The following is a 22,144-nucleotide window of genomic DNA, read 5'->3' on the forward strand; positions in this document are numbered from 1 at the left end:
ATTCTATTCCTTAGAAGCGTAATCTGCGAAAAGTAAGGGTAAACACCGTTCTCACATACGGCTGACTAACCAGTGTAATCGTTCCATTCATTTGCTCCGTTAATCTTTTGGTGATCGTCAGACCTAGACCGCTGCCTTGATAAGCCCGATTTCTTGAGTCTTCCAGCGTATACAGACGCTCAAATACTTTATCCTGGTGTACTTCACTGATGCCTTTTCCCCGGTCCCACACCTCTATGTATACTTTGTTCTCATCACTATAGAGCTTTAATCCTAATACGCTCCCAGCGTCGCCATAAGAAATTGCGTTCGACAACAGATTGGACAATATTCGATCAAGAGCCTCTTCATTTCCCATGAAGTAAACAGCCTCATCCGGAATCTCAATCTCCACCTCACTGCCCTTAGCGCTGAGGATATCATAGAAAGAAAGGATGTTGCGTCTGCATACTTCACCTGCCTCAACTCGTGAAAGCGCAATTTCCCGATCCCCTGATTCCAGCTTGGACAAATCAAAAAACTTGTTCATCAGCTGGATCACTTCATTGGCTTTTTGATGAATCATCTTCATCATTCGTTCCCGTTCCCCGGCCGGCAAATGCTCATCCTGTTGAATGGTCTCAATATAACCAAGCACAACCGTTAGCGGAGTCTTAAGATCATGAGAAATATTAGACAGCATATTACGCATGGATTTCTCCAGCCTTACGCGCTCAATGCTTCCTTTATGATTGATATCCAGCAGCCGGTTCAGGTCAATCAGCACGCTTTGCAGCTCCAAATTACCGCTGAACAGCAGCAATCTTTCATGTGAGCCTTCCTCCATAATGCTGCTTAACTTGTCATGCATATATCGCAAATCATTAGAAGCTTTACGCGAATTCTGATATTGCCACACAATGACGGCGAGTAAGAGCACAATGACAACACCTAGCACCGCAATCATTATAGCTGTTCTCCCAGCTTATACCCGATGCCCCATAACGTCTTAATGTATTCGGGATGGGAGGGATCGTCTTCTATTTTTTCACGCAATCTTCTCATATGTACATTAATGACGTTCTCATCCCCGAAATAATCATCCTCCCATACGCTCGCATAAATCTGCGCTTTGGTAAATACTCGGCCCGGATGCGTCACAAACAGCTTAAGAATATGAAATTCCTTCGACGTTAGCTTTACTTCTTCCCCGTTCTTCAACGCAGAGAAGTTATCTAAATCTACAGTCAATCGGCCAATGGAGATCATTTGCTTCACCGGAGCTTGATCTTCCACTTGGATACTGGGAGATGCATAACCTGCACGACGGATCGCTGCCTTCACCCTAGCCGCTAGCTCAATCATAGAAAAGGGCTTCGTAATATAATCATCCGCCCCAAAGCCTAACCCAAGCGCTTTATCTACATCACTGTCTTTAGCGGACATGATCAACACTGGAACCAGACTCCCCGCACGAATAGTCTGAAGAATGTCAGTCCCGCTACGCTTCGGCAGCATAAGGTCTAACAGTACAAGATCAAATGGACCACCGGTCCGAAATGTTCTCTCCGCTACTTCACCGTCAAATACAGCTTCAATCTCATAACCTTCTTTTACCAAATAAGACCTGACCATTTCACTGATTGCTTCGTCGTCCTCAATCAGCAGCACACGCTGTGGCATGTCCAAACCTCCCCGTAGTCGAAAACCTCTTCGTTAAATTATACCAATTTCCCGGAGCTCTTACTATTTCGGTTTTTATTTCAGCTTTTATTTCAGTTTCATTAAAGGTAGCCCAGGTATTATGGCCTTAACAACTTACAAAATGAGGTGATGCTTCAATGTTGAACAAGAGAAGTAAGCAAGCCTGGAGCTTCAAACGAAAGCTGCTGATCGTGATGATCATTGTCCTCCTGCTTCTCGGCACAGTGATATATAGTCTGGCAGATCGTTACTTAATCGAACATGTCGAAGTCGTAGTTGCGGATGATGCAGCTACAACAAGCAGCTCAGGAGCTACAGCCGTTACAACTGCCGAAGTTAACGCAACCTCTGACGACTGGAATTACTCCAGCGATGATATTCAGATCCAGATCGACCAAGTGCAGACCGGTTCCGGTTCAGACCAGATCACTTATTTTGTCGCTGATATCGTCCTCAAGGAAGCGAGCAGTCTGCGCACTGCTTTTGCCGACAACAGCTTTGGAACAAACATCACTGAGGATACCTCGGACATTGCTTCCGCGAACCATGCGATTTTTGCCATCAATGGTGATTACTATGGCTTCCGCAATGACGGAGTGATAATCCGTAACGGCACGGTGTATCGTGATGATCCTGTGCGGGATGCAATGGCGCTGTTCGATGATGGGACAATGCAAACCTATAACGAGGAAGAGATTTCTTCCTCTGAACTGCTGGCGCAAGGGACCACCGATACCCTTTCCTTTGGTCCGATTCTGATTCAGGACGGGGAGATTGCCAGTGATTTCAGCAATGTCAAAATCGATACCAACTTCGGCAACCATTCCATCCAGAACGCGAATCCCCGCACCGCAGTGGGTATGATCGCACCAAACCATTATGTGTTTGTCGTAGTTGACGGGCGCAATGAAGGGTACAGCCGTGGGATGACCCTTACTGAGCTAGCTGATGTAATGTCCGACCTTGGCGCCACAGAAGCCTACAATCTGGACGGCGGTGGTTCATCCACTATGTACTTCATGGGACGGGTCGTAAATAATCCGCAGGGCAAAAACAAGGAGCGGGGCGTCAGCGACATTCTTTATATCAAGGAGGGTGCAACATCATGACTATACTGATCCCAGCCTATGAGCCCGATGAACGACTGCTCGATTTGATTTTACAGCTGTATAATTTCCAGCTTGAACCTATTGTTCTTGTGGATGACGGCAGCGGCCCGCACTACCGTGGAATCTTCGATATGGCCGAAGCATTCGGCTGCACTGTCCTAACCCATGAAGTCAACCTCGGAAAAGGACGTGCTCTGAAGACAGGGTTCCAGTATATTCAGGAGGCCGGTCTGCCGGATTATGTAGTCTGCGCGGATAGCGACGGCCAACATCTGCCTTATGATATTAACCGGATCGTTGAATCTCTGCGGAACCAGACTACTCCGGGAATCGTACTCGGCAGCCGCCGGTTCACCGGAACCATTCCTCTGCGCAGCCGCTTCGGCAACTCTGTAACCCGGACGGTCTTTTCCTTAACTACAGGTACTAAGATTTATGATACACAAACTGGGCTGCGCGGCTACCCCCTATCAATGCTTGATTGGCTATGCCAGATTCCCGGCGAACGGTTTGAATATGAAATGAACATGCTGCTGACTGCCCATAAAGAGGGGTACACCATTACGGAAGAGTACATCGATACCGTCTATCTGGACGATAATAAATCATCCCATTTCCGGCCTCTGATGGACTCCTTCCGGATTTATCTGCCGATACTGATGTTCAGCACTTCTTCGCTGCTGTCAGCCCTGCTCGACTTCACACTCTTATTCCTGTTTCAAAGGCTCAGCCATAACCTATTCCTGTCCGTCGCGGCCGCGAGATTGTGCAGCTCTGTCTTCAACTATTCTATGAACCGAAAATATGTCTTCACGGGCGGCAAACGCTCCAAGATTCAGGCATCGCTTCCCAAATATTTTGCGCTGGTGATCCTCGTATTGTTGTTCAACTATGGGCTACTCTATTTCTATAATGAAAAGCTGATTATTCCGCTTGTCGCCGCCAAGCTACTGACCGAGGCTTCAATCTTCCTATTCAGCTATTGGGCGCAACGGAGGTTTGTGTACTGAGGGTTTGGGAACTATGGGGAAGGTTACGTTCTCTGAACTGCTTATGCTCGTGTGGTGAGCAATTGGGAATTTGTGGAGTACTAATTGGACACTTGTGGAGTACTAATCGGATACTTGTGGAGTACTATGGGTACCTATGGAATACTTTTCGAACACATATGGAGCTTCTATCGGGTACCTATTGGGCACCTATCGGACACAGATGACACTAATCGCAGTATTATTCCACTTTTGGTATGCTAACGGACCCCATAGCCGCTATTGGTAAGAAAGACACCACATATGAGCCTCTTTCTGTGGGATAGCGTCTGTGGGGTCCGAAACCCTGCTCAAAAGGCTGGAAATTTGCAAATAACGTCATCTGAGTCCGAATTCACCGAGAAGGATACCGTTGATAGAATTCGCATACAAAAAAGCTAGTGCTTCCTTCCAATAATGTATACAAAATCACATTATCTTCACTCAGAAATTCAGAACGTCATACACTCATCTTCTCTCCCATATACTTAAATGGAACAGTCCCGGACATTGTCGCGGAACCTTTGCAGCCTTGTCAGAATAGGTTGCAGCATAAGCCCAAGCTGGAGGGAGAGAAAGATTCATGCCAAGCGAAGAAATTAATGCGCTAGAGCGGGCCATTGCCGAGATTACGGAAATAGCCACTGACTTCGGTTTAGATTTTTATCCCATGCGTTATGAAATATGCCCCGCAGATATTATTTATACATTCGGCGCTTATGGAATGCCTACACGATTTGGACACTGGAGTTTTGGAAAAACCTTTCATAAAATGAAATCCCAATACGATTTCGGACTGAGCAAAATATACGAGCTCGTTATTAACTCCAACCCTTGTTATGCCTTCCTGCTGGATGGAAATTCACTGATTCAGAATAAGCTGATCGTTGCCCATGTGCTAGCGCACTGTGATTTTTTCAAAAATAATATGCGTTTCTCCATGTCCAACCGAGATATGGTCGAGAGTATGTCAGCTACAGCAGATCGGATTGCCGGTTATTCTGTAACCTACGGTACTGATGCTGTGGAGAGCTTCATCGATTCAGTGCTGGCTATCCAGGAGCATATAGACCCCAGTCTGATCCAGCCACGCAAGCTGGGCAAAACTCACCTACTGGAAGCTAAGATGAAGGAGCTTAAAGATGCCCCTCCAGGCGGCACGAAATCATCCAATCCTTATGACGAATTATGGAATTTAGATAAAAGCAATACTGGGCCACAGGAAGCACCCTCTGGAAACCGTGCTTTCCCCCCTGAGCCAGAAAAAGATATGGTCTGGTTTATCCAGCAATATTCTACTGTTTTGGAGGATTGGCAACGCGATATCATGACGATGCTCCATGACGAAATGCTCTACTTCTGGCCGCAGATGGAGACGAAGATCATGAACGAAGGCTGGGCTTCCTACTGGCATCAGCGCATCGTTCGCGAACTAGATCTGACCGAAGAGGAAACAGTGGAATACGCAAAACTAAATTCATCCGTCGTGCAGCCCTCACGGCAAAGCCTGAATCCTTACTATCTGGGGCTGAAAATCTTTGAAGACATCGAACGCCGCTGGGACCGTGAGAAAATCTTTGAAGTACGTGAGTTGGAATCCGATACCTCCTTTATCCGCAGCTATCTGTCGAAGGAATTGGTGAACGACCTCGATCTTTATGTTTTTGAGAAAAAAGGCCCCGAATGGAAAATCACCGATAAAGCATGGGAAAATGTACGAGATCAACTGGTGCTCGCCCGGGTCAATGGCGGGTCTCCTTACTTGGTCATTGAGGACGCAGACTTCGAGAAGAATGGTGAATTATTTATAACTCATCGCTATGAAAGCATCGAGCTGGATCTGAAGTATCTGGAGCGCACACTCCCTCACATCTACTCTTTATGGGGGCGGACGGTTCATCTACAGACGGTTGTGGAAGACAAAAAGGCGCGTTTTTCATACGATGGCAAAAAGGTGCAGCGGAAGTTTATTTAAACTAAAAAAAGCGGCAGACCTAGATGGGTATTAACACCCTGGTCTGCCGCTTTTTGCTATGACTAAAATGAGGATTCAGATTCTTTTAACGACTTCGAGAAATATTTTGGAGCCTCAACAAATCCTTGCCGGGCATAAAATCTATGCGCATCAGTTCTTCTGGAATGACAATGAACCTGAATTTTATCACAGTTTCTTTTTCTAGCTAAATCAGCGCAATACTCCTCAAGCTTTCGTCCAATACCTTTGCTCCTAATGGCATTGCTCACCACAAGATAACTTATAATTGCAGTCTCTCCTACCAGACCTAATTGGGGTATGTAATGCATGGAAATACAAGCTACCACTTGATCATCTTCCTCAAAAACCAATAATTCCTCGTCCGGATGTAGGATTAGCTTTTCTATTTTTTCTTGCATGAACACTTCTGTATCCGGATATCCCAACTGTTCTAATAATTCCGCTATGTCTTTCCAGTCATCAGCTCTCGCTTCTCTAATCATCTGCTTCACTCCCTGTTATTTTCGAATTACCTTACTTATTGACTCTATTACACTACGGAAGATCATACTCGTCAAACATAAACTGATTAGATAAAAAAACACCCCAAAATTATCATTGGTTTCCATATGAGAGTTCCTAAAAAAGGAGACCCACAGCGGTAACACGTTGCGGACCTCCATCGACACCCTCATATCAACTTAATAACTGCACATGGCAAATGCTCAGGTGAACGTAACGTAAGGAAGTTTGAAAATGTAGGCGCGTAGCGTTCGCCTTTGTCAGCGACCAAAAGTCCAAACATTTCTGAAATTACAATTATCACCGCGCGGTCTTTGCCCTTATCGACTATTCAGTCAACTTTTTCACAGGAACGTAAATCTCCATCACTGTATCTGGCCGCGAATGGCAGCGCTCATCGTAAAACTCAAAATCCAGCTTAGTCTCGTCATAAACGTAACCACTGTCCTTAAACCACTCTTCGAAGATGTACTTCCAGCTGCTTTTTATGACTTGGGCAAACTCTATTTGCTCTGTATCCGTTGAAGTATCCACTGGAGGTGTTGTAAACACGGCATATTCGGCTTCTGGGACATCCATCGTCAACATATCAGCTTCTACCTTGGAGTAGTCCTCAACAATAACACCCAAAAGATAGGTGGCATTACCGTTATCTGAAGACGGAATACATAAACCAACTTCTCCGTGTTTAGGCGGGTTTAGTATTTTATACATTTTGGACTCCAGGTTTTCACCCTCATAATGGCTCCAAAAAGAAGCAATATCCTTAGTGTACATACTACCCGCAACATTAGTTTGGATACCATAACCTGCCACCTTAAAAGCAGGCTTACGAACAAAAACAGGATTCATAATATAACCTCCGATATCAAATATTGAATTTCCTTTACTAAACCCATCCATCCGCGCTGCATATTGTGTCGGACTATAACCAAAGGTTTTGCGAAAAGCTTTAGTAAAGCCACTTTGTGTTTCAAAACCATAGTCCAGCGCAATATCAATGATCTTTTTTCCAGCAAATAATTCAATTGAGGCTAAGGATAATTTTCGGCTCCGCACATACTCCATCACAGACATTTCTTTGCACAAGCTAAACACTCGGCAAAAATGATACACCGAATATCCGACCTCCGTCGCTATTTCTTCCACCGTTATATTTTCTTTGATATGAGCTTCTATATATTCAATACATTTTTCTATATCTTTACTGTAATTCAAGTGCAGCACCAGCCTTTCCCCGTACGGTGATTTCATTATATCAACTGCGCTGGAGATGGACTGTTCCTGTTTTGCTGAGCTGCATTATTGCCTGTATAAAAAAACAGAGCAGTGATCCTCCATTTACAAAAGGATCATAACTCTGCGTATTCTTAGTCACCATCATTTTGGGTAAGCCTCGAAGTAGACAACGCTGGATCCACGTAACTACTTACTCTTCAGTTCTGTTGCTCCCAACGACTGACTAAAGGACCCAGATGACGTTAATTGCAAAAATATCGCCTTTTGAGCGGAGTTTCGGACTCCAGTGCAGCTATTAGTCAAAAACGGCTCATATTTAGGGTTTTTCCTGCTAATAGCGACCATGGGGTCCGATAGCCTGCGAAATATGCTCAAAATCTACGTTTAGGGTCACCTGTGTCCTTTAGCAACTTCTTACGCACAACAGCCAAATTAGTCAGACGGGTTGCGGCGTTTAGATTAACATTAGGAGGGTAAAAGGAAGAAAATACAACATGGGAGGGCAAAAAAAGAGTGCTCCACAGCCATTTTCATGGCTTTTGGAACACCCCGCATAAATGAACTCTTTTTTAACGGTTAAGCAGACTTCCCACGTATTTCAGCAGCTCGTTGGCGCAAATTGGGCAGTAGTGATGTCCATCAATAAGTCTGGCGCATACCTCGTTAATTCGTTTGAGCTGACTTTCATCAGGTGTTTTGGACGAGGTGGTGATTTTGACAATATCTTTGAGGTCTGTGAACAGCTTTTTCTCAATCGCTTCACGCAGGCGGTCGTGGTTGTTGTACTCGAATTTCTTCCCTTTGCGTGAATACGCGGAAATCCGGATCAGGATCTCTTCACGGAACGCTTTTTTTGCATTCTCAGAGATTCCAATTTGCTCTTCAATCGAACGCATTAACCGCTCATCCGGCTCCATTTCCTCATCCGTCAGCGGATCACGAATTTTCGACCAGTTGCAGAAAGCTTCGATATTATCTAGATAATTCTCGAAAAGTGTCTTCGCAGATTCCTCAAAGGAGTAGACAAATGCCTTTTGTACTTCACTTTTCGCTAAAATATCATATTCCTTGCGGGCAATGGAGATGAAGTTCAAATAACGCTCCCGCTCCTCTTTTGTAATCGACGGATGCTGATCCAGGCCATCCTTTATCGCCCGCAGGACATCCAGTGCGTTCATGCACTGCAGATCTCCTTTGATCAGAGCGCTGGAAATGCGGTTGATAACATAACGCGGATCAATTCCGGACATGCCCTCATCTAAATACTCCGTTTGCATCTCTTTAAGATCGGCCTCTTTATAGCCTTCGACCTCTTCGCCATCGTACATCCGTAGCTTTTTGATCAGATCCATACCTTGTTTTTTGCTTTCTTTAAGACGGGTTAGGATAGAAAAAATAGCGGCGGCACGCAGCGCATGTGGTGCAATATGCACATGACTCATATCACTCTGGGCGATCAGCTTCGCGTAGATTTTTTCCTCTTCCGAAACTCTGAGGTTATACGGAACAGGCATAACAATCATACGGGATTGGAGCGCTTCATTCTTTTTATTAGAAATAAACGACTTATACTCGGTTTCATTTGTATGAGCAATTATCATTTCGTCCGCACTTATCAACGCGAAGCGGCCAGCCTTGAAATTGCCTTCTTGCGTCAGTGACAGCAGGTTCCATAAAAACTTTTCGTCGCATTTGAGCATTTCCTGAAATTCCATCAGCCCACGGTTAGCTTTGTTCAACTCCCCATCAAAACGGTAGGCACGCGGATCAGATTCCGAACCAAATTCAGTAATGGTCGAAAAATCAATACTTCCTGTCAAATCGGCGATATCCTGAGACTTCGGATCAGAGGGACTAAAAGTACCAATCCCTACCCGCTCTTCTTCTGACAAAATAACACGCGTCACCTTAACCTGCTCAATGTCACCAGCATAATCATTTCTTAGACGCATCTGGCAGGATGGGCACAAGTTGCCCTCAATACGTACACCAAGTTCCTTCTCAATCTCCGGACGGAGCTCCAGCGGGATCAAATGCAGCGGGTCCTCATGCATCGGGCAGCCTTCTATTGCGTATACCGCACCCGCATCTGTCCGCGAGTACTGTTCCAAACCACGTTTAAGCAGCGTGACCAGGGTCGATTTCCCACCACTGACAGGTCCCATCAATAACAAAATCCGTTTGCGAACATCAAGCCGACGTGCTGCAGAGTGAAAATATTCCTCGACCAACTTTTCGACTGCACGATCAAGTCCAAAAATCTCCTGTTCAAAAAACTTATACCGTTTGCGTCCGTTTATGTCCTCTACGCCGTGCGACTTAATCATGTCATAAACGCGGGAGTGAGCGGTTTTTGCGGGAGAGGGGTCTTTTCTCAACAGTTCTATATACTGCTTGAAGGTGCCGCTCCACGCCAACCGGTCGTTCTCAGCCCGATACGAAGCTATACGCTCAAAAATGTCCATTGCTCGCTGCCTCCTCTTGCGCTCCTACTTGCTCTTCTACTTGCTCTCCTATAGCGTTAAAAAGTGTATTACATACCTATGCGGCAAGCGCGGAATAGTTGACCTCTTTTTTACTGTGCTATAATAGAGAATCAGAAAATGGCTGTAAAACCTTATTGGGAAACCCGAAAATAAAGGCCTACGGGAGTGACAAGATGGCGGTACGACATGAAACGGAGCTATATGCTCCTTTGAAGATTTTTTTTGAAAAGCAGGGTTACAGCATCAAAGGTGAGGTTCGGACCTGCGATTTGGTGGGGATTCGGGAGGACGTTGATCAGCCTCTGATCGTGGAGATGAAAAAATCATTCAATCTCGCCTTACTGCTGCAAGGGGTAGAACGGTTGAAGCTCAGTCCCACCGTCTATCTCGCAGTGGAACGTGTCCGTGATAAAAAAGGAGCGGTGAACCAGCGCTGGGGCGAGCTTAGCGGATTATGCCGCCGGCTCGGTCTTGGGCTGATCACTGTTATCTTTTATAAGACCAAAGCACCGCTGGTCGAGGTGCTCGTAGAGCCAGACGAGAAGCCGCCTGCGCAGCGCAGCAACAAGCGGCGGCGCGAACGCCTGCTCTATGAGTTCCGCGAGCGCAGCGGAGACTACAACACCGGCGGCAGCACGCGCGTCAAGCTCGTGACGGCCTACCGCGAGAAAGCGCTGCGTGTCGCGCTTTCTCTGCAAGCAGCGGAGGCGGACGCCGCCGCCGCTGCAGAGAAGGCAGCTGCGAAGGCTTCGCTCGCAGCTGTCAAACGTTCAGCGGCGGGCACCGCTGAACAGGTTCCGGCGCTGAGCTCAGCGCCGGAGAGCCGTGCTGCCGGGGACGCGGCAGCACGGGAGGCAGCGGCGGCAGGCACGCGAAGCGGTGCCCCTAGCGCTGCCTCAAGCACGCTTCCAGCGGCCGTATTGGCCGCAGGAAGCGCTCCCCGCTCGGCCGGCATCACTCCGGCCGAGCTGCGGAAGCGTAGCGGCGTACCCACCGCCGCCGCTATGCTTCAGAACAACTACTACGGCTGGTTTCACCGGGTAAGCCGTGGGCGTTACACCCTGACCCCAGCTGGTCATGCGGCGCTGGTGGAATATGCCGCGATAACAAGCGGCGTAACCAATAACACCAATCATCCCATTAATTAGCTAACCTAGCCTGGACAGTCCTTCTATCGATTATTTCTTTTTAGTCGGGTCTTACTCTTTTAGCTCGGTTCTAATCATTTACTCAAACTTTAAACTTATTATTCTGATGCACACATAACATGTGTACATAACGCCAAAAAGCATCCCAACTACGGGATGCTTTTTCGAATGTCTAATCTTATTTAAATCCTATCTCTGTGCATTCCATGTTCTTAACTTACACTTAACATATTAGTATCTGGAGCGTACCACGCTCTATCTCATACATACCACATTCGTATTACACGTGCGTAACTCGCTCTTCCCACGTTCGCAAATCATTTTCATCACATTAGTAACTCATTCGTACCACGTTTGCATCTCACTCTTACCACGTTCATATCTCATGCGTACCTCATCCGGCTCTACTTAACTGTACTTAACTGTACTTAACTAACTTATTTACAATCTTCGAACACGAGCGCTATTTACTAATTACCATTTTCTCTACTTTTACTTTAACAAGCTACTCTTGCTGAATCATTCACATTAGAACCCTATACTACATTCAACATCCACTAATACTAAATCATTCAAAGCAAAATAAGTTTTAAAAACACCATTCCGAAAAGGGCAGACTAAGTTATTAGGGAAATCCTCCCCAATATTCTTCGATTCACACGCTAAAAACCGCATTTTAGGGAATTCCTCCCTGATTTTCGCAGATTTACCCCTAAAACGGGGAATCCCTTGATTTTTTAGGGAGAAATTCCCTAAACAGTCCATTTTAGAGTTCAAATCGACCATTTTTAGGGAGGATTTCCCTAATTAATCTCACATCACGAACTTCGTCTTGCCGACTTGTAATTCTGTCCTTGTTTTAGCTCTAAAAGTGTCTTGTGTTGTGTTTTCATCATTTCAATCATTTCATTCACAACTTTCATTCCACTACCTAACTCCGTGCTGTGAACTCCTTAACCGCTTCGCTCATCAGATTCATGCCAAGCAGCAGCTCATCCCGCCCGGGATGGCTAAAGTTAAGGCGAAGGTGATTGCTGACTCCATCTACACTACATAACGGACCTGGCAAAAAAGCCACTCCCTTACCTAGCGCACATTTGAGCAACGCCATAACATCCATTCCCTCTGGTGGTGCGACCCACAGGAACATGCCTCCTGATGGAAGGTCATAGGAGCTGCCCTTCCAAGCAGGCCGCTTGAGCAGTTCCACCATAAGCTTCAGACGGGTGTTATACTCTCGATTCAGCTGCGCGATATGCTCACGCAGATCAAACGCAGACACATCCAATAAATGATGCAGCAGCCGCTGATTTAATGCGCTCGACTGCCAATCGGCCATCTGCTTAGCCGCAGACATCATTCTGATCAAGACTCGGCTGCCTGCCGCCCAGCCCGTCCGCAGCGCGGGCGCAACGGTCTTGCTGAACGAACCGATATAAAGCACGTGTCCGCCATCGCTGATATTTTCCAGTGCATACAAAGACGGATATCTTTTAGCCTTGTGTTCACCCTGCTTCTGGAAGTGCAAATCCCCATAAGAATCATCTTCCACAATCAAGATGTTATATGCGATACATAAATCCAATACTGCGCGGCGTCTCTCCAAACTCCATAAAATGCCGCTTGGATTGGTAAAGCTAGGGGTTGCGAACAGCATTTTCGGCTTATGCAGCTCGATCTGGCTCCGCAAATGCTCCGGATCAAGCCCGTCCAAATCACCCTGTACAGGAATAATAACGGCCCCCTGCATCCGAAGAGTCTGCAAAAATCCTGGAGAGGTCGGATTTTCTACTAATACACGATCTCCTGGATCAATATACACCCGCGACAACAAATCAATGGCTTGCTGGCTACCCGTTGTTAGCAGAACTCCACCTTCAACAACATTTACCCCTTTTTCTTTAAGCCAATCCCCTGCAAGCCACTCCCGAAGCGGTCCGTACCCTGCAGGATCACCATATTGCAGTGCTCCCGCATCTGCTGAAATCACCGTAGATGCTGCTTCAGCAAGCAGTGACAATGGGAATAGTTCTTCCGCTGGTAATTCTTCAGCTAGCGATATCATGGAGCTTCTCCGTGTTTGGGTGCGGATACTAAGAAGCGATGACGACAACAATGTGTGTGCGCGAGCAGAAAATTCGTAAATCATGCGAAATCCCCCTTCCCTGTTACCAAGTAGAAACGGCTTCGTCATCCTCATCCAAGGATGGGATGGTTACCCATTCAACATGATATTCTTACTTCTACTCCAAGAATATTCCACCCCATACGTCATTATGTCGTAAAGCGTGGGTTAGGCGTAGATTTGCCTGTTTTGTCTTGAGAAGAGCGCGAATTTCTCAATCGCTTGTGCCCGGGTCGAAACATCTAGCTTTACATAGATTTTGCGCAAATAATTATCAATGGACCGGCGGCTTACCGCAATTTCAAGCGCAATTTTATCGTAGGTAATCCCTTGAACGATTCGCTCCATGATAAACATCTCTGTCTCCGTCAGTTGCAAAACATCATCTAATCCTTTAAATGTCGAAATCGGCCAAGCTCCTTTTTCAATCCATTCCAAGGGCATTGAAAGAAAACCCTCCCGTAAACCCAGGATCAGCTGTAAAAGCTGACGGGGAGAAGCTCCCTTCGAGAATATCCCGCTGGCTCCTAGTTCTACGAGGGGCTGAAGCAGTTCTCGCCCGTCTTCGTCTGTCATCACGACAAAATGTGAGTTTGGTGAGCTTTTTTTCATATTTAACAGCACACTCTCAATATTCCCCTCAGGCATATGATAATCTACTAGCACTAGCTCGGGATTTTTTTCCCTTACGATGGTAGCGCCTTCGTCCCAAGTGGAATACATTCCCAGAACCTTAAGCCCCTCTTCCTCTTCCAAAATCAATTTTGTCCCCAGCATACTTGTAGGATGACACCCCACAATGACCACCTGCCAAACCTTCATCATTAATGCCCTGACCCCCTGCTCTATATATAATCATCTAGAAAGGAAAGCGCCGCAGCGTTTCCGGTTAAAACGCAAGCAAGGCTGTATGATGACTTGTCTGTATAATCTCTAGCTGGTTACCTTGTGTACGTCTATCAGAATTCCAATCTATAGAAATTGTATCGCAGTAGTTTAATAGGATGCAATTACTTTTTCTAGTTTTCATACTCTCTTACATTTTTGCGAATCTTGTCAAAGTCTGATAGAATGGGGACTTGAAAAAAAGACCAACCCGAGGTGATAAAATGCAACCGCTAGCGGAAACGTCTCCGGTACGCTCGCGCTCTACTACTGCGAGAAACGGCCCTTCCGTAAAATGGTTTTTACTGTTCTGGATTATGATGATCGGACTCGGCGTATATGCTGTATACAGCTACACGAACCATCTGAAGCAACAGGTGCTTACCGAACTTAGTACTCAGAGCCAGCAGCAGCTTACCGTTTTGAAGACCGACTATGAAGCAAAAATTGCCGTTCTCTCTGAAGAAGTGAAGGAATTGCAGAATACAGTGCAAAGCTTTAACGAACTATTAACCTTCACTAAAGATAATGCTAGTGCCAAGACAGATAACAGCAACAAGCTATATACGCAATTGAGTGAGGTAAGCAAACAGTTAGAAGCTTTGAAGAAAGAAATGGATCTGATCAAATGATGACGCCAGTCAAAAGAGTAAACCGCTTCTTCATGCTTCTAACTGCACCGTTCATAGGCTTGGTTATTTGTATGTCGTGGTATCGACCACCGCTACAGCTAGACCTTGATGTAGGACAATTCACACCAAGCGCTGGGCCAGTGAATGAAACAGCTTCCTTAAAAAAAGAGCTGACGCTGGCAGAGGCCTCCGCAGCTTACACCATTGATGCTGTCAGCGCTAGTGCCAAGCTATATAAAGAGACTACCACTACGATGAATAAGCTGGTCGAAACAGCACAGACTCAGGCGACCCGGCCTGAACTGATCTATAACCGCAGGATTTCAGCCAAGCTTGGTATACCTTCAGAGATCGTTACTAGCGACCGTATAAGAGTTGAGTTATATCGATTGAATCCAGGAAACTACAAAGCTTATGCGTTGAAAATCAAATTGAAGGACCCGACCGCTATGAAGATGAGCTTGGCGGAGACAGCCTCCGGTGCGGAAACTACTATGCATGCCGTACAGCGTAATGGTGCAATTGCTGGTATTAATGCGGGCGGCTTTGCAGATCAATCCGGAAAACGTTATCCCTTAAGCACAACTGTAGTGGATGGAAAGTATTTATACGGTTTTGAGCCGACGTACAAGGACCTAAGTTTTGTTGGGCTGAACAAATCCGGGCAATTAATCGGCGGGAAATTCTACAGTCGCGCACAATTAGATCAGCTAGATCCGGTATTCGGCGCCACCTTTGTGCCTGTCCTCCTTAAAAACAACATCAAAACACCCATACCCGAAAAGTGGAAAACATCCCCTAATCGGGCACCACGTACCGTGATCGGCAAATATAAAGATGATCAGATCCTGCTTTTTGTAGCGGATGGATATAATGAGTATGGCAGCTCTGGTGCACAGCTGGAGGAGATTCAGAACAAATTATCGAATATGGGTCTCGTAGATGCTTATAATTTAGATGGTGGTGGATCTTCCTCATTGATCTTTAACGGAAGAGTTATCAATAAACCATCCGATGGAAATCTAAGAGCTGTGCCAACGAATTTTCTGTTTTTTAAATAATATAGTAAATTGTCTATGTAACATATCACATTTGCGTTTATTTTTATTAAATTGCAGGTTATAATCTTGATAACGAATACATTCGCTATTGGAGGTGCCAGTATGTCGTTCTCATTAACCTTTTGGATCGTAATGTTCGTATTTGTGTTATTTACGGTCGGCATCCTTACCTCATCTTACAACGACGACAAAACAAAAGGCCTATAAAGCCGATATGTCCCTGCAGCCACTTGGTGCGGGGGCATTTTTTGTATACATAAAAAAACTGCCCCCCAAGTAGAAGAGTTCTACGAAGAGGACAGTTTTTTTATAAGCTCTTGGCTGTCAAAATTCAAAATATGTACTTCTTAGGCATGTCTTGGCAATTGAGTCATTTCCGAAAGGCATGCAGAACAAATATAACGATCTTTATATTCGCTTACACCATCCATCGATCCACAGAAAACACATTTTGGACGGTAACGCTCCAAGATGATATGGTCACCCTGTACCAAAATTTCAACCGGGTCGCCTTCATTCATCTGATACCTTTTACGCAGGGACTTAGGCAGAACAATTCTACCCAACTGATCCACTTTGCGAACTACACCAGCAGGTTTCATAACTAACGTACACCTCTCCTGTTCAAGAAAAATTATTTAGTAGCTACTACTTATTTCGGCTCTTTCAATATATTTCGTTACCTAATTGTCGAATCCTGCTGAAAAAAATAAAAAATTTGTCTTTTTTTAAATAAGATTAGGGAAATCCAATTGTCGAAGCGCCTCGTACACAATAATTGCTGCCGAATTGGATAAATTCAGAGATCTCACAGCATCACTCATTGGCATGCGCATTTTTGTTTCTTTACCTGCTTCTAGAATCTCTGCAGAAAGCCCCTTCGTTTCCTTGCCAAAAACAAAAAAATCGCCATCTTGGAACTTAAAGTCGCTGTATCTTTTCTCTGCTTTCGTCGTTGCGTAAAAGAAACGCCCCTCGCTATATTTCTCCAAAACCTCAGCAAAGGAGTCGTGATATTCAATAGTAACAGCATGCCAATAGTCTAATCCTGCTCTTTTTAATGTAGCATCGTCTGTACGGAATCCGAGTGGACGAACCAAGTGAAGATGAGTGCCGGTAGCGGCGCAAGTACGCGCAATGTTGCCAGTATTGGCCGGAATTTCCGGCTCGACTAATACGATATGGAGTGCCATTATATGGTTCCTTCCTCTCTAAAGGCTTAATAGCCAGATGTTTTACTCTAGTGCCTAACCATAGCTTCTCCAAACAAACTGAAAACCTTCCACCAAGAAGGCGGAAGGTTATAGATAGAATTCATTAACCTTGAGTTTGCCGGAAATGGTTCATGAAATCGGATAGTGCTTTTACACTTTCGTAAGGAACTGCATTGTAGATGGAAGCACGCAAGCCCCCAACACTGCGGTGACCCTTTAAGCCGACAAAACCTTCCAGTTCAGCAGCTTTGACAAACTGCTTTTCGAGTTCTTCTGATTGCATCCGGAAAGTAACGTTCATAATAGAGCGGCTGCCTTGTTCTGCAACACCACGGTAGAAACCGTCACTTCCATCGATGTGATCATATAACAGACCCGATTTTTCAAGGTTCTTGGAATGGATGCCAGCTAAGCCGCCTTGCTCCTCAATCCATTTTAATACTTCGTTCACCATATATACAGAGAAAGATGGAGGTGTATTGTAAAGAGAGTTATTCTTATAATGAGTGCTGTAACGCATGATAGTAGGAATGTTAGAAGGTGATTCTGCAAGCAATTCTTCTTTCGCGATAACTACAGTCACGCCTGAAGGTCCAAGGTTCTTTTGTGCTCCGGCATAGATCATTCCGAATTGGTTCACATCGATTGGACGGCAAAGTATATCACTAGACATATCCGCGATTAACGGAATCGAGCCTGCATCCGGAAATTCTGCATATTGCGTTCCTTCAATGGTCTCGTTGGAAGTAACATGAAGGTAAGCAGCATTCTCCGCAGCTTTGATCGAACTTAATTCAGGTATAGCCAAGAATTTCTTATCTTCGGAAGAAGCAGCAACATGAGCCCCTCCTACCAATTTGGCTTCTTTATAAGCTTTATCTGCCCAGCTACCTGTCATTACATAGCTACCTACTTGGCCTTCGGAAATCAAGTTCATAGGGATCATTGCAAACTGCGTGCTTGCTCCGCCTTGTACGAACAATACCTTATAGCCCTTCGGATTGCCGAGGAGCGAAAGCAGACGTTCCTGCGCTTCGTTATGCACGGATTCGTAAATTGCACCACGGTGCGACATCTCCATGATAGACATTCCACTTTCCCGGAAATCAACAAACTCCGCTTGTGCGCGTTCCAGTACCGTAAGCGGCAATGCTGCCGGTCCGGCATTAAAATTGTATGCTCTCTTATTCAAAACTGCTCCCCACCCTTTCTCTCCTATCAATATGGATATGGTTATGATAGCAATATTCTCCCGCACCAGCAAGTATAATTATTCACATAAAAGGTTAAGACGGTACTCATTTCGCAGTGAAAAACCGGTAAGATCGGCGCCAGCTCTTGCTTTGACGCGGTAAAAGACTAATGTTCACAAATACTTCAGGAGAGACTACATGACCTTCTCCCCACAGGGCCATACGTTCTACTGGAAAGTCCCCACTCTCTCGCACGCCTGTTCCACTAGGCTTATGAACCAACTCCCAGGTGAACTCATTTTCCTCACCTTCCCAACCGCTCAACTTGCAATAAAAGGGTTTATCCGGTTCCTTTGACCAAGTAAGGGTATTCCCGGATACCTCTAGCAATTCTTTCGTATAGGAGGATTCTGGTTCTACTACCTTGACTTCCCTCGGAAGACGCAGTTCGAAATCCTGCCCAATATTCAACCCGTCGATTCCGATGAAGTTGTGAATATATTCCTCCGTATGGAAAGGCTTTTGCCCTTTGTTATGCAGTTCATATGCAATTATTAATTGATCCCCCTGTAAAGAAATCGTTTTGGTTAGCTGCACAGCATATCCGTTGCTTTCCATTGGGTGGATCGTATAGGTGACCGCATCATTCCCTGCTTCGATATCCTTACTAAAAGAGGTTAAGGGGAACTCCTCATTGAAACTGTATAATGGGGAATTTCCTTTTTGTAACAATCCGACTCCGATTTTTGGAAACCAGCCTCCGATTGGTGCTTCATCATATCCAATTGCCCGGGAAATGCCAAACTCATTACAAAGCCCCTTGCCCCCAGTTCCTTCGTCTGGCTTCAAGCTTTCCGGCACACAAAACGTATGTTTCCCCTCTTCTAATGTCACCTGTGTAATAAATCCTGTCCAGTCAAAACGAGTGCCCTTATACTCTCCGATATCAGCGATATCGACAGTTAATATGCCATTTGACAGTCTGTAACCCATACCTAACGCGCCCTTTCGTTCATTGTTACAATGAATAAATATTCATTATTGAAAAAAACGTCTGCAGCCGCTATGAATAACGGTGCAGACGTCTTAAAATATCGTATAAAGCTACGCCAATGTCACTTCAATCAAGTGGCATTTCTCTGTCTGCAGAGAGAGCAACTCTTCACGCGGAATAATCGCACTTCCTGAGCCGCGCTGCAGCGTCACCTCGCTGCCATTCAGGGTAACAGCGTGTATTTGGTACTCCCCGTAGTTTAAGCTTCCTGTGGCTTTATAGACCACTTCAAACTCGCGATCCGCGAAGATTGTCTTAATAGAGGCCTTTCCCTCGGAATCAAACTGCTCTTTAACAAGCTTCGGTTCCAACAAAAGATCACCTAGCTTACCTTTTACACCAAATACTTCAGTAACCATAGTTAACAGCAGCCAGCTTGCTGATCCTGTTAAATACGTATACATCCCTCTGCCTTGCTCGTTAATATACTCAGGAATTCCTGGGTATATGCGGGCTTTTGCAAAGTCAGTACTTAAGCTATACAGAGATTCTAATACTTTATGTCCTTCTTTCACATATCCGCGTTTATACAACGCATTGCCATACATGATGGTCATGTGACTGAACATAGCACCGTTCTCTTTATGTCCAAAGGCAAAGCCAAAGGCGCGACCCAGATTCTGCTGGATGCCTCCAAAACGGGAATTAAGTCTGTACCCAATTTTGTCATCCAGTAGATTACGATCCACGGCGGCAATGATATGCGGAATTTGCTCTGGCGCAGCTGCATGACCCATCAGCGGGAATACTTGACCTGTAAGCGTCATTCGAACGCCTTCTGCGAATTCCCCTTCCACTTGTTCTCCATCATTATTATAATAACCGTTAAACCAGCCTCCACCTTGTTCACTTTCCACCCACTCATTGCGGCGCAAGTGATTAAAGATCCACTCTGCTTTTTGTTCCAGATCGTCCGCTACTGTCTCTATGTCGAGTGCTGCACGAATACCGCTAACTTTGTTCGGAGCGGCAGCATAATATTGATTAAGTCTTTCATGCTTGCCTGATACAGATTCATAATCCACTTGCTCACCAAGCGAATCTAGCAATAGTTTCATTTCTTCTGCCAATTCAACTGTCTCTTGCCCTTTAGAAGTCTTTAGCGTACGCAGCACACGAGAAATATCCAATAAGTTACTTGCGTAGAATGCTGTGAAAGCTACACTCTCACCCCGGTCTGCGCCCATATCAAGACCATCATTCCAGTCTGCACCCTCCAGCAGGATATTATTGTGCTCTCCAACATTAAAGAACGGAACCAGATTTTGCAGCAGGATATGTTCCAGAATCGTACCTTTATAAACCTCACCAGAAGTTGTTCTGAGATCACTTCCTAGCGAGGTATCCCATGAAGTATCACGTTCCTTACAGCGACTCATAAAGGTATCGCGGAAATACGTCTGTTCCTGCAATAAGAAATCAAGATCACCACTCTGATCCAGATATAACATAGTAGTTAAGAACGGCCAAGCCCCATGATCCATCCACACCCGCGGGATGTTGTTACGGTCGGCAATAAATTCACCAGGCTGTTGACCGATAATAGTGGCATTACTACCATCTATTCTTACCCCAGCGTAGTTGTTCAGCAGTAAGCTCCGTACTTCAGCCGGTTCCATAATAAGGAGTGCTAGACAATCCTGCCAAAGATCCCGCCAGCCACGTCCGCCTCTTCCATAATCATGATAAGGCAAGAAGGAGTTACCATAAAGTCTTCTCAGCACGGGTTGAATCGTAACCCATTTCATCCATTGGTCAGCATCTGAATCACCGGTATGAAATTCTACCATATTCACTTTATCTGCCCAGAAGGCCTTAGTCTCCTCAAGCAAATGATCAAAAGCTTCAGATGTACCATATTTGTTCATCAAAGCATCCACGTCAATTCTCTCATTATGGATCGCCATAACTACTATATAAGAATGGCTGTCACCAGGAGACAGAGTAAGCGTCTCGTAACGAAGACCCCCGATAGCCTCATATCCCTCTCTTTGTACGCCTCCGCCCTTGCCAATCTCCGGCGTGTTGTTCAGGATAACAGCTTCTGGCCAATCCAGGCTTCCACCTTCTCCAATGAACTCCTCCTGCACCGGAAAGAACCCCGCAGGTTGACTGCCGTCACCCTCTGCACCAAATACTCCATAAGAAGTGTGATTGATGCGGTGTCCCCGCTCATCAAAGGAGAGCGCAGGCTGAACCTCAACACCATAGGGTGAAGTATAAATCCGGTTAAGCAAGGAGGTTACATGTCTATGATCGCGCAGATCATCCGCCGAACGCGCGTAAATCGGAACTACCGCTGTCGGTGTCAGCGTAATAGCCTCTGCTGCTGTATTGGTCAACGTAACCTTCATTAATTCGACTTTATCATTACCACTTGGCACAAAGCTGGTGATTTCTGCTTTAACACCCATCTCTGCGTTACAACGCGTTACGCGTTGCCACAAGAAACCAGCCTCTAGTACTGCTTCATCAGTAGACGATGTATAAAAATCGGCATTTTGCTTAGCGGAGTTCCCCACTGCCGACCAAGCTCCCTTGCCGTCTACGTATACCCAGAAGTTGCGGGAAGCCCGCGAATTATGCAAATCTTCAACAGATAATGGCGGTGTTAAAAATGAATTATGACCTGTGGTAACCTGACCATGAAGTTTTGGAGTTACTGTCGACATCATTCCCCCTTCATTCACTAGAGGGAAATATAGAAAACTGCTGCGATCCGGTTGCTGAAGCCTGAATTCCCCATCATTTCCGGTGAATTCGAAGCCATGAATTTTATTACGATCCATT

The 22,144-nt window shown here is 45.5% G+C and carries 18 protein-coding genes; 6 read left to right on the forward strand and 12 right to left on the reverse strand.

Annotation, left to right across the window (positions count from 1 at the left end; all coding sequences use genetic code 11):
- Positions 1-10: 10 nt before the first annotated feature.
- Together MHI15_RS14355 and MHI15_RS14360 are read right to left on the reverse strand one after the other, a co-directional pair.
- The gene (locus MHI15_RS14355) at positions 11-946 is read right to left on the reverse strand and encodes a sensor histidine kinase (protein ID WP_076195080.1); all 936 of its coding nucleotides are present in this window, start codon (positions 944-946) and stop codon (positions 11-13) included.
- Entirely contained in the window at positions 946-1,662 is a 717-nt protein-coding gene (locus MHI15_RS14360; protein WP_036684414.1) for a response regulator transcription factor, read from the reverse strand. The genes MHI15_RS14355 and MHI15_RS14360 overlap by 1 nt, the downstream gene beginning before the upstream one ends.
- 158 nt (positions 1,663-1,820) lie before the next feature.
- On the opposite strand from MHI15_RS14360, the gene MHI15_RS14365 reads away from it, so the two are divergent.
- The 3 genes from MHI15_RS14365 to MHI15_RS14375 all read left to right on the forward strand — a co-directional run bounded on the left by MHI15_RS14365 (position 1,821) and on the right by MHI15_RS14375 (position 5,795).
- Positions 1,821-2,792: a phosphodiester glycosidase family protein gene (locus tag MHI15_RS14365; protein ID WP_076303870.1), complete on the forward strand. Its 972-nt coding sequence runs from the start codon at positions 1,821-1,823 to the stop codon at positions 2,790-2,792.
- Positions 2,789-3,802, forward strand: coding sequence for a bifunctional glycosyltransferase family 2/GtrA family protein (locus tag MHI15_RS14370; protein ID WP_076301347.1), 1,014 nt, complete (start codon positions 2,789-2,791; stop codon positions 3,800-3,802). The genes MHI15_RS14365 and MHI15_RS14370 overlap by 4 nt, the downstream gene beginning before the upstream one ends.
- A gap of 601 nt (positions 3,803-4,403) precedes the next feature.
- A complete protein-coding gene (locus MHI15_RS14375) occupies positions 4,404-5,795 on the forward strand; it encodes a SpoVR family protein (RefSeq protein ID WP_341164535.1) in 1,392 nt (463 codons plus the stop codon).
- Between the two features lie 62 nt (positions 5,796-5,857).
- On the opposite strand, the gene MHI15_RS14380 is transcribed toward MHI15_RS14375, so the two are convergent.
- The 3 genes from MHI15_RS14380 to MHI15_RS14390 all read right to left on the reverse strand — a co-directional run bounded on the left by MHI15_RS14380 (position 5,858) and on the right by MHI15_RS14390 (position 10,021).
- Entirely contained in the window at positions 5,858-6,298 is a 441-nt protein-coding gene (locus tag MHI15_RS14380; RefSeq protein WP_076184672.1) for a GNAT family N-acetyltransferase, read from the reverse strand.
- A 346-nt stretch (positions 6,299-6,644) separates the two neighbouring features.
- Positions 6,645-7,571: an AraC family transcriptional regulator gene (locus tag MHI15_RS14385; protein WP_254857052.1), complete on the reverse strand. Its 927-nt coding sequence runs from the start codon at positions 7,569-7,571 to the stop codon at positions 6,645-6,647.
- Positions 7,572-8,125: 554 nt separating this feature from the next.
- Positions 8,126-10,021, reverse strand: coding sequence for a PrkA family serine protein kinase (locus MHI15_RS14390; RefSeq protein ID WP_036684429.1), 1,896 nt, complete (start codon positions 10,019-10,021; stop codon positions 8,126-8,128).
- A gap of 194 nt (positions 10,022-10,215) precedes the next feature.
- Here MHI15_RS14390 and MHI15_RS14395 point away from each other — a divergent pair, with 194 nt between their 5' ends.
- Positions 10,216-11,190, forward strand: coding sequence for a DUF2161 family putative PD-(D/E)XK-type phosphodiesterase (locus tag MHI15_RS14395; protein WP_341164536.1), 975 nt, complete (start codon positions 10,216-10,218; stop codon positions 11,188-11,190).
- Between the two features lie 931 nt (positions 11,191-12,121).
- Here the strand turns inward: MHI15_RS14395 and MHI15_RS14400 are convergent.
- A complete protein-coding gene (locus MHI15_RS14400) occupies positions 12,122-13,339 on the reverse strand; it encodes an aminotransferase-like domain-containing protein (RefSeq protein ID WP_036684431.1) in 1,218 nt (405 codons plus the stop codon).
- 144 nt (positions 13,340-13,483) lie between these two features.
- Positions 13,484-14,140 (reverse strand): response regulator transcription factor, encoded by a 657-nt coding sequence (locus MHI15_RS14405; protein WP_036684433.1) that lies wholly within the window; start codon positions 14,138-14,140, stop codon positions 13,484-13,486.
- 284 nt (positions 14,141-14,424) lie between these two features.
- On the opposite strand from MHI15_RS14405, the gene MHI15_RS14410 reads away from it, so the two are divergent.
- The gene (locus tag MHI15_RS14410) at positions 14,425-14,832 is read left to right on the forward strand and encodes a hypothetical protein (protein WP_036684435.1); all 408 of its coding nucleotides are present in this window, start codon (positions 14,425-14,427) and stop codon (positions 14,830-14,832) included.
- On the forward strand, positions 14,829-15,893 hold the full coding sequence (locus MHI15_RS14415; RefSeq protein ID WP_139331019.1) for a phosphodiester glycosidase family protein: 1,065 nt from the start codon (positions 14,829-14,831) through the stop codon (positions 15,891-15,893). Before MHI15_RS14410 ends, MHI15_RS14415 begins: the two co-directional genes overlap by 4 nt.
- 347 nt (positions 15,894-16,240) lie before the next feature.
- Here MHI15_RS14415 and MHI15_RS14420 read toward each other — a convergent pair whose 3' ends face one another.
- From MHI15_RS14420 to MHI15_RS14440, 5 genes are all read right to left on the reverse strand, one after another.
- Entirely contained in the window at positions 16,241-16,495 is a 255-nt protein-coding gene (locus MHI15_RS14420) for an AbrB/MazE/SpoVT family DNA-binding domain-containing protein (RefSeq protein ID WP_036684437.1), read from the reverse strand.
- A gap of 126 nt (positions 16,496-16,621) precedes the next feature.
- Complete coding sequence (trmL, locus tag MHI15_RS14425) at positions 16,622-17,086, reverse strand: tRNA (uridine(34)/cytosine(34)/5-carboxymethylaminomethyluridine(34)-2'-O)-methyltransferase TrmL (RefSeq protein WP_076218323.1); 465 nt, start codon at positions 17,084-17,086, stop codon at positions 16,622-16,624.
- A gap of 124 nt (positions 17,087-17,210) precedes the next feature.
- Positions 17,211-18,299, reverse strand: a complete 1,089-nt coding sequence (gene serC / locus MHI15_RS14430; protein WP_036684441.1) for a 3-phosphoserine/phosphohydroxythreonine transaminase — start codon at positions 18,297-18,299, stop codon at positions 17,211-17,213.
- A gap of 106 nt (positions 18,300-18,405) precedes the next feature.
- Entirely contained in the window at positions 18,406-19,293 is an 888-nt protein-coding gene (locus MHI15_RS14435; RefSeq protein ID WP_341164537.1) for a hypothetical protein, read from the reverse strand.
- Between the two features lie 111 nt (positions 19,294-19,404).
- Positions 19,405-22,143: a GH36-type glycosyl hydrolase domain-containing protein gene (locus MHI15_RS14440; protein ID WP_076192810.1), complete on the reverse strand. Its 2,739-nt coding sequence runs from the start codon at positions 22,141-22,143 to the stop codon at positions 19,405-19,407.
- Position 22,144: the final 1 nt, after the last annotated feature.

Origin of the sequence: Paenibacillus sp. FSL H7-0918 (assembly GCF_038007025.1) — a bacterium.
Classification (GTDB): domain Bacteria; phylum Bacillota; class Bacilli; order Paenibacillales; family Paenibacillaceae; genus Paenibacillus_AQ; species Paenibacillus_AQ odorifer.

Coding starts and splice junctions, on each gene's coding strand:
- MHI15_RS14355 (WP_076195080.1), bottom strand. CDS start 946: ATGATTGCGGTGCTAGGTGTTGTCATTGTGCTCTTACTCGCCGTCATT.
- MHI15_RS14360 (WP_036684414.1), bottom strand. CDS start 1,662: ATGCCACAGCGTGTGCTGCTGATTGAGGACGACGAAGCAATCAGTGAA.
- MHI15_RS14365 (WP_076303870.1), top strand. CDS start 1,821: ATGTTGAACAAGAGAAGTAAGCAAGCCTGGAGCTTCAAACGAAAGCTG.
- MHI15_RS14370 (WP_076301347.1), top strand. CDS start 2,789: ATGACTATACTGATCCCAGCCTATGAGCCCGATGAACGACTGCTCGAT.
- MHI15_RS14375 (WP_341164535.1), top strand. CDS start 4,404: ATGCCAAGCGAAGAAATTAATGCGCTAGAGCGGGCCATTGCCGAGATT.
- MHI15_RS14380 (WP_076184672.1), bottom strand. CDS start 6,298: ATGATTAGAGAAGCGAGAGCTGATGACTGGAAAGACATAGCGGAATTA.
- MHI15_RS14385 (WP_254857052.1), bottom strand. CDS start 7,571: ATGAAATCACCGTACGGGGAAAGGCTGGTGCTGCACTTGAATTACAGT.
- MHI15_RS14390 (WP_036684429.1), bottom strand. CDS start 10,021: ATGGACATTTTTGAGCGTATAGCTTCGTATCGGGCTGAGAACGACCGG.
- MHI15_RS14395 (WP_341164536.1), top strand. CDS start 10,216: ATGGCGGTACGACATGAAACGGAGCTATATGCTCCTTTGAAGATTTTT.
- MHI15_RS14400 (WP_036684431.1), bottom strand. CDS start 13,339: ATGATTTACGAATTTTCTGCTCGCGCACACACATTGTTGTCGTCATCG.
- MHI15_RS14405 (WP_036684433.1), bottom strand. CDS start 14,140: ATGATGAAGGTTTGGCAGGTGGTCATTGTGGGGTGTCATCCTACAAGT.
- MHI15_RS14410 (WP_036684435.1), top strand. CDS start 14,425: ATGCAACCGCTAGCGGAAACGTCTCCGGTACGCTCGCGCTCTACTACT.
- MHI15_RS14415 (WP_139331019.1), top strand. CDS start 14,829: ATGATGACGCCAGTCAAAAGAGTAAACCGCTTCTTCATGCTTCTAACT.
- MHI15_RS14420 (WP_036684437.1), bottom strand. CDS start 16,495: ATGAAACCTGCTGGTGTAGTTCGCAAAGTGGATCAGTTGGGTAGAATT.
- trmL (WP_076218323.1), bottom strand. CDS start 17,086: ATGGCACTCCATATCGTATTAGTCGAGCCGGAAATTCCGGCCAATACT.
- MHI15_RS14435 (WP_341164537.1), bottom strand. CDS start 19,293: ATGGGTTACAGACTGTCAAATGGCATATTAACTGTCGATATCGCTGAT.
- MHI15_RS14440 (WP_076192810.1), bottom strand. CDS start 22,143: ATGGATCGTAATAAAATTCATGGCTTCGAATTCACCGGAAATGATGGG.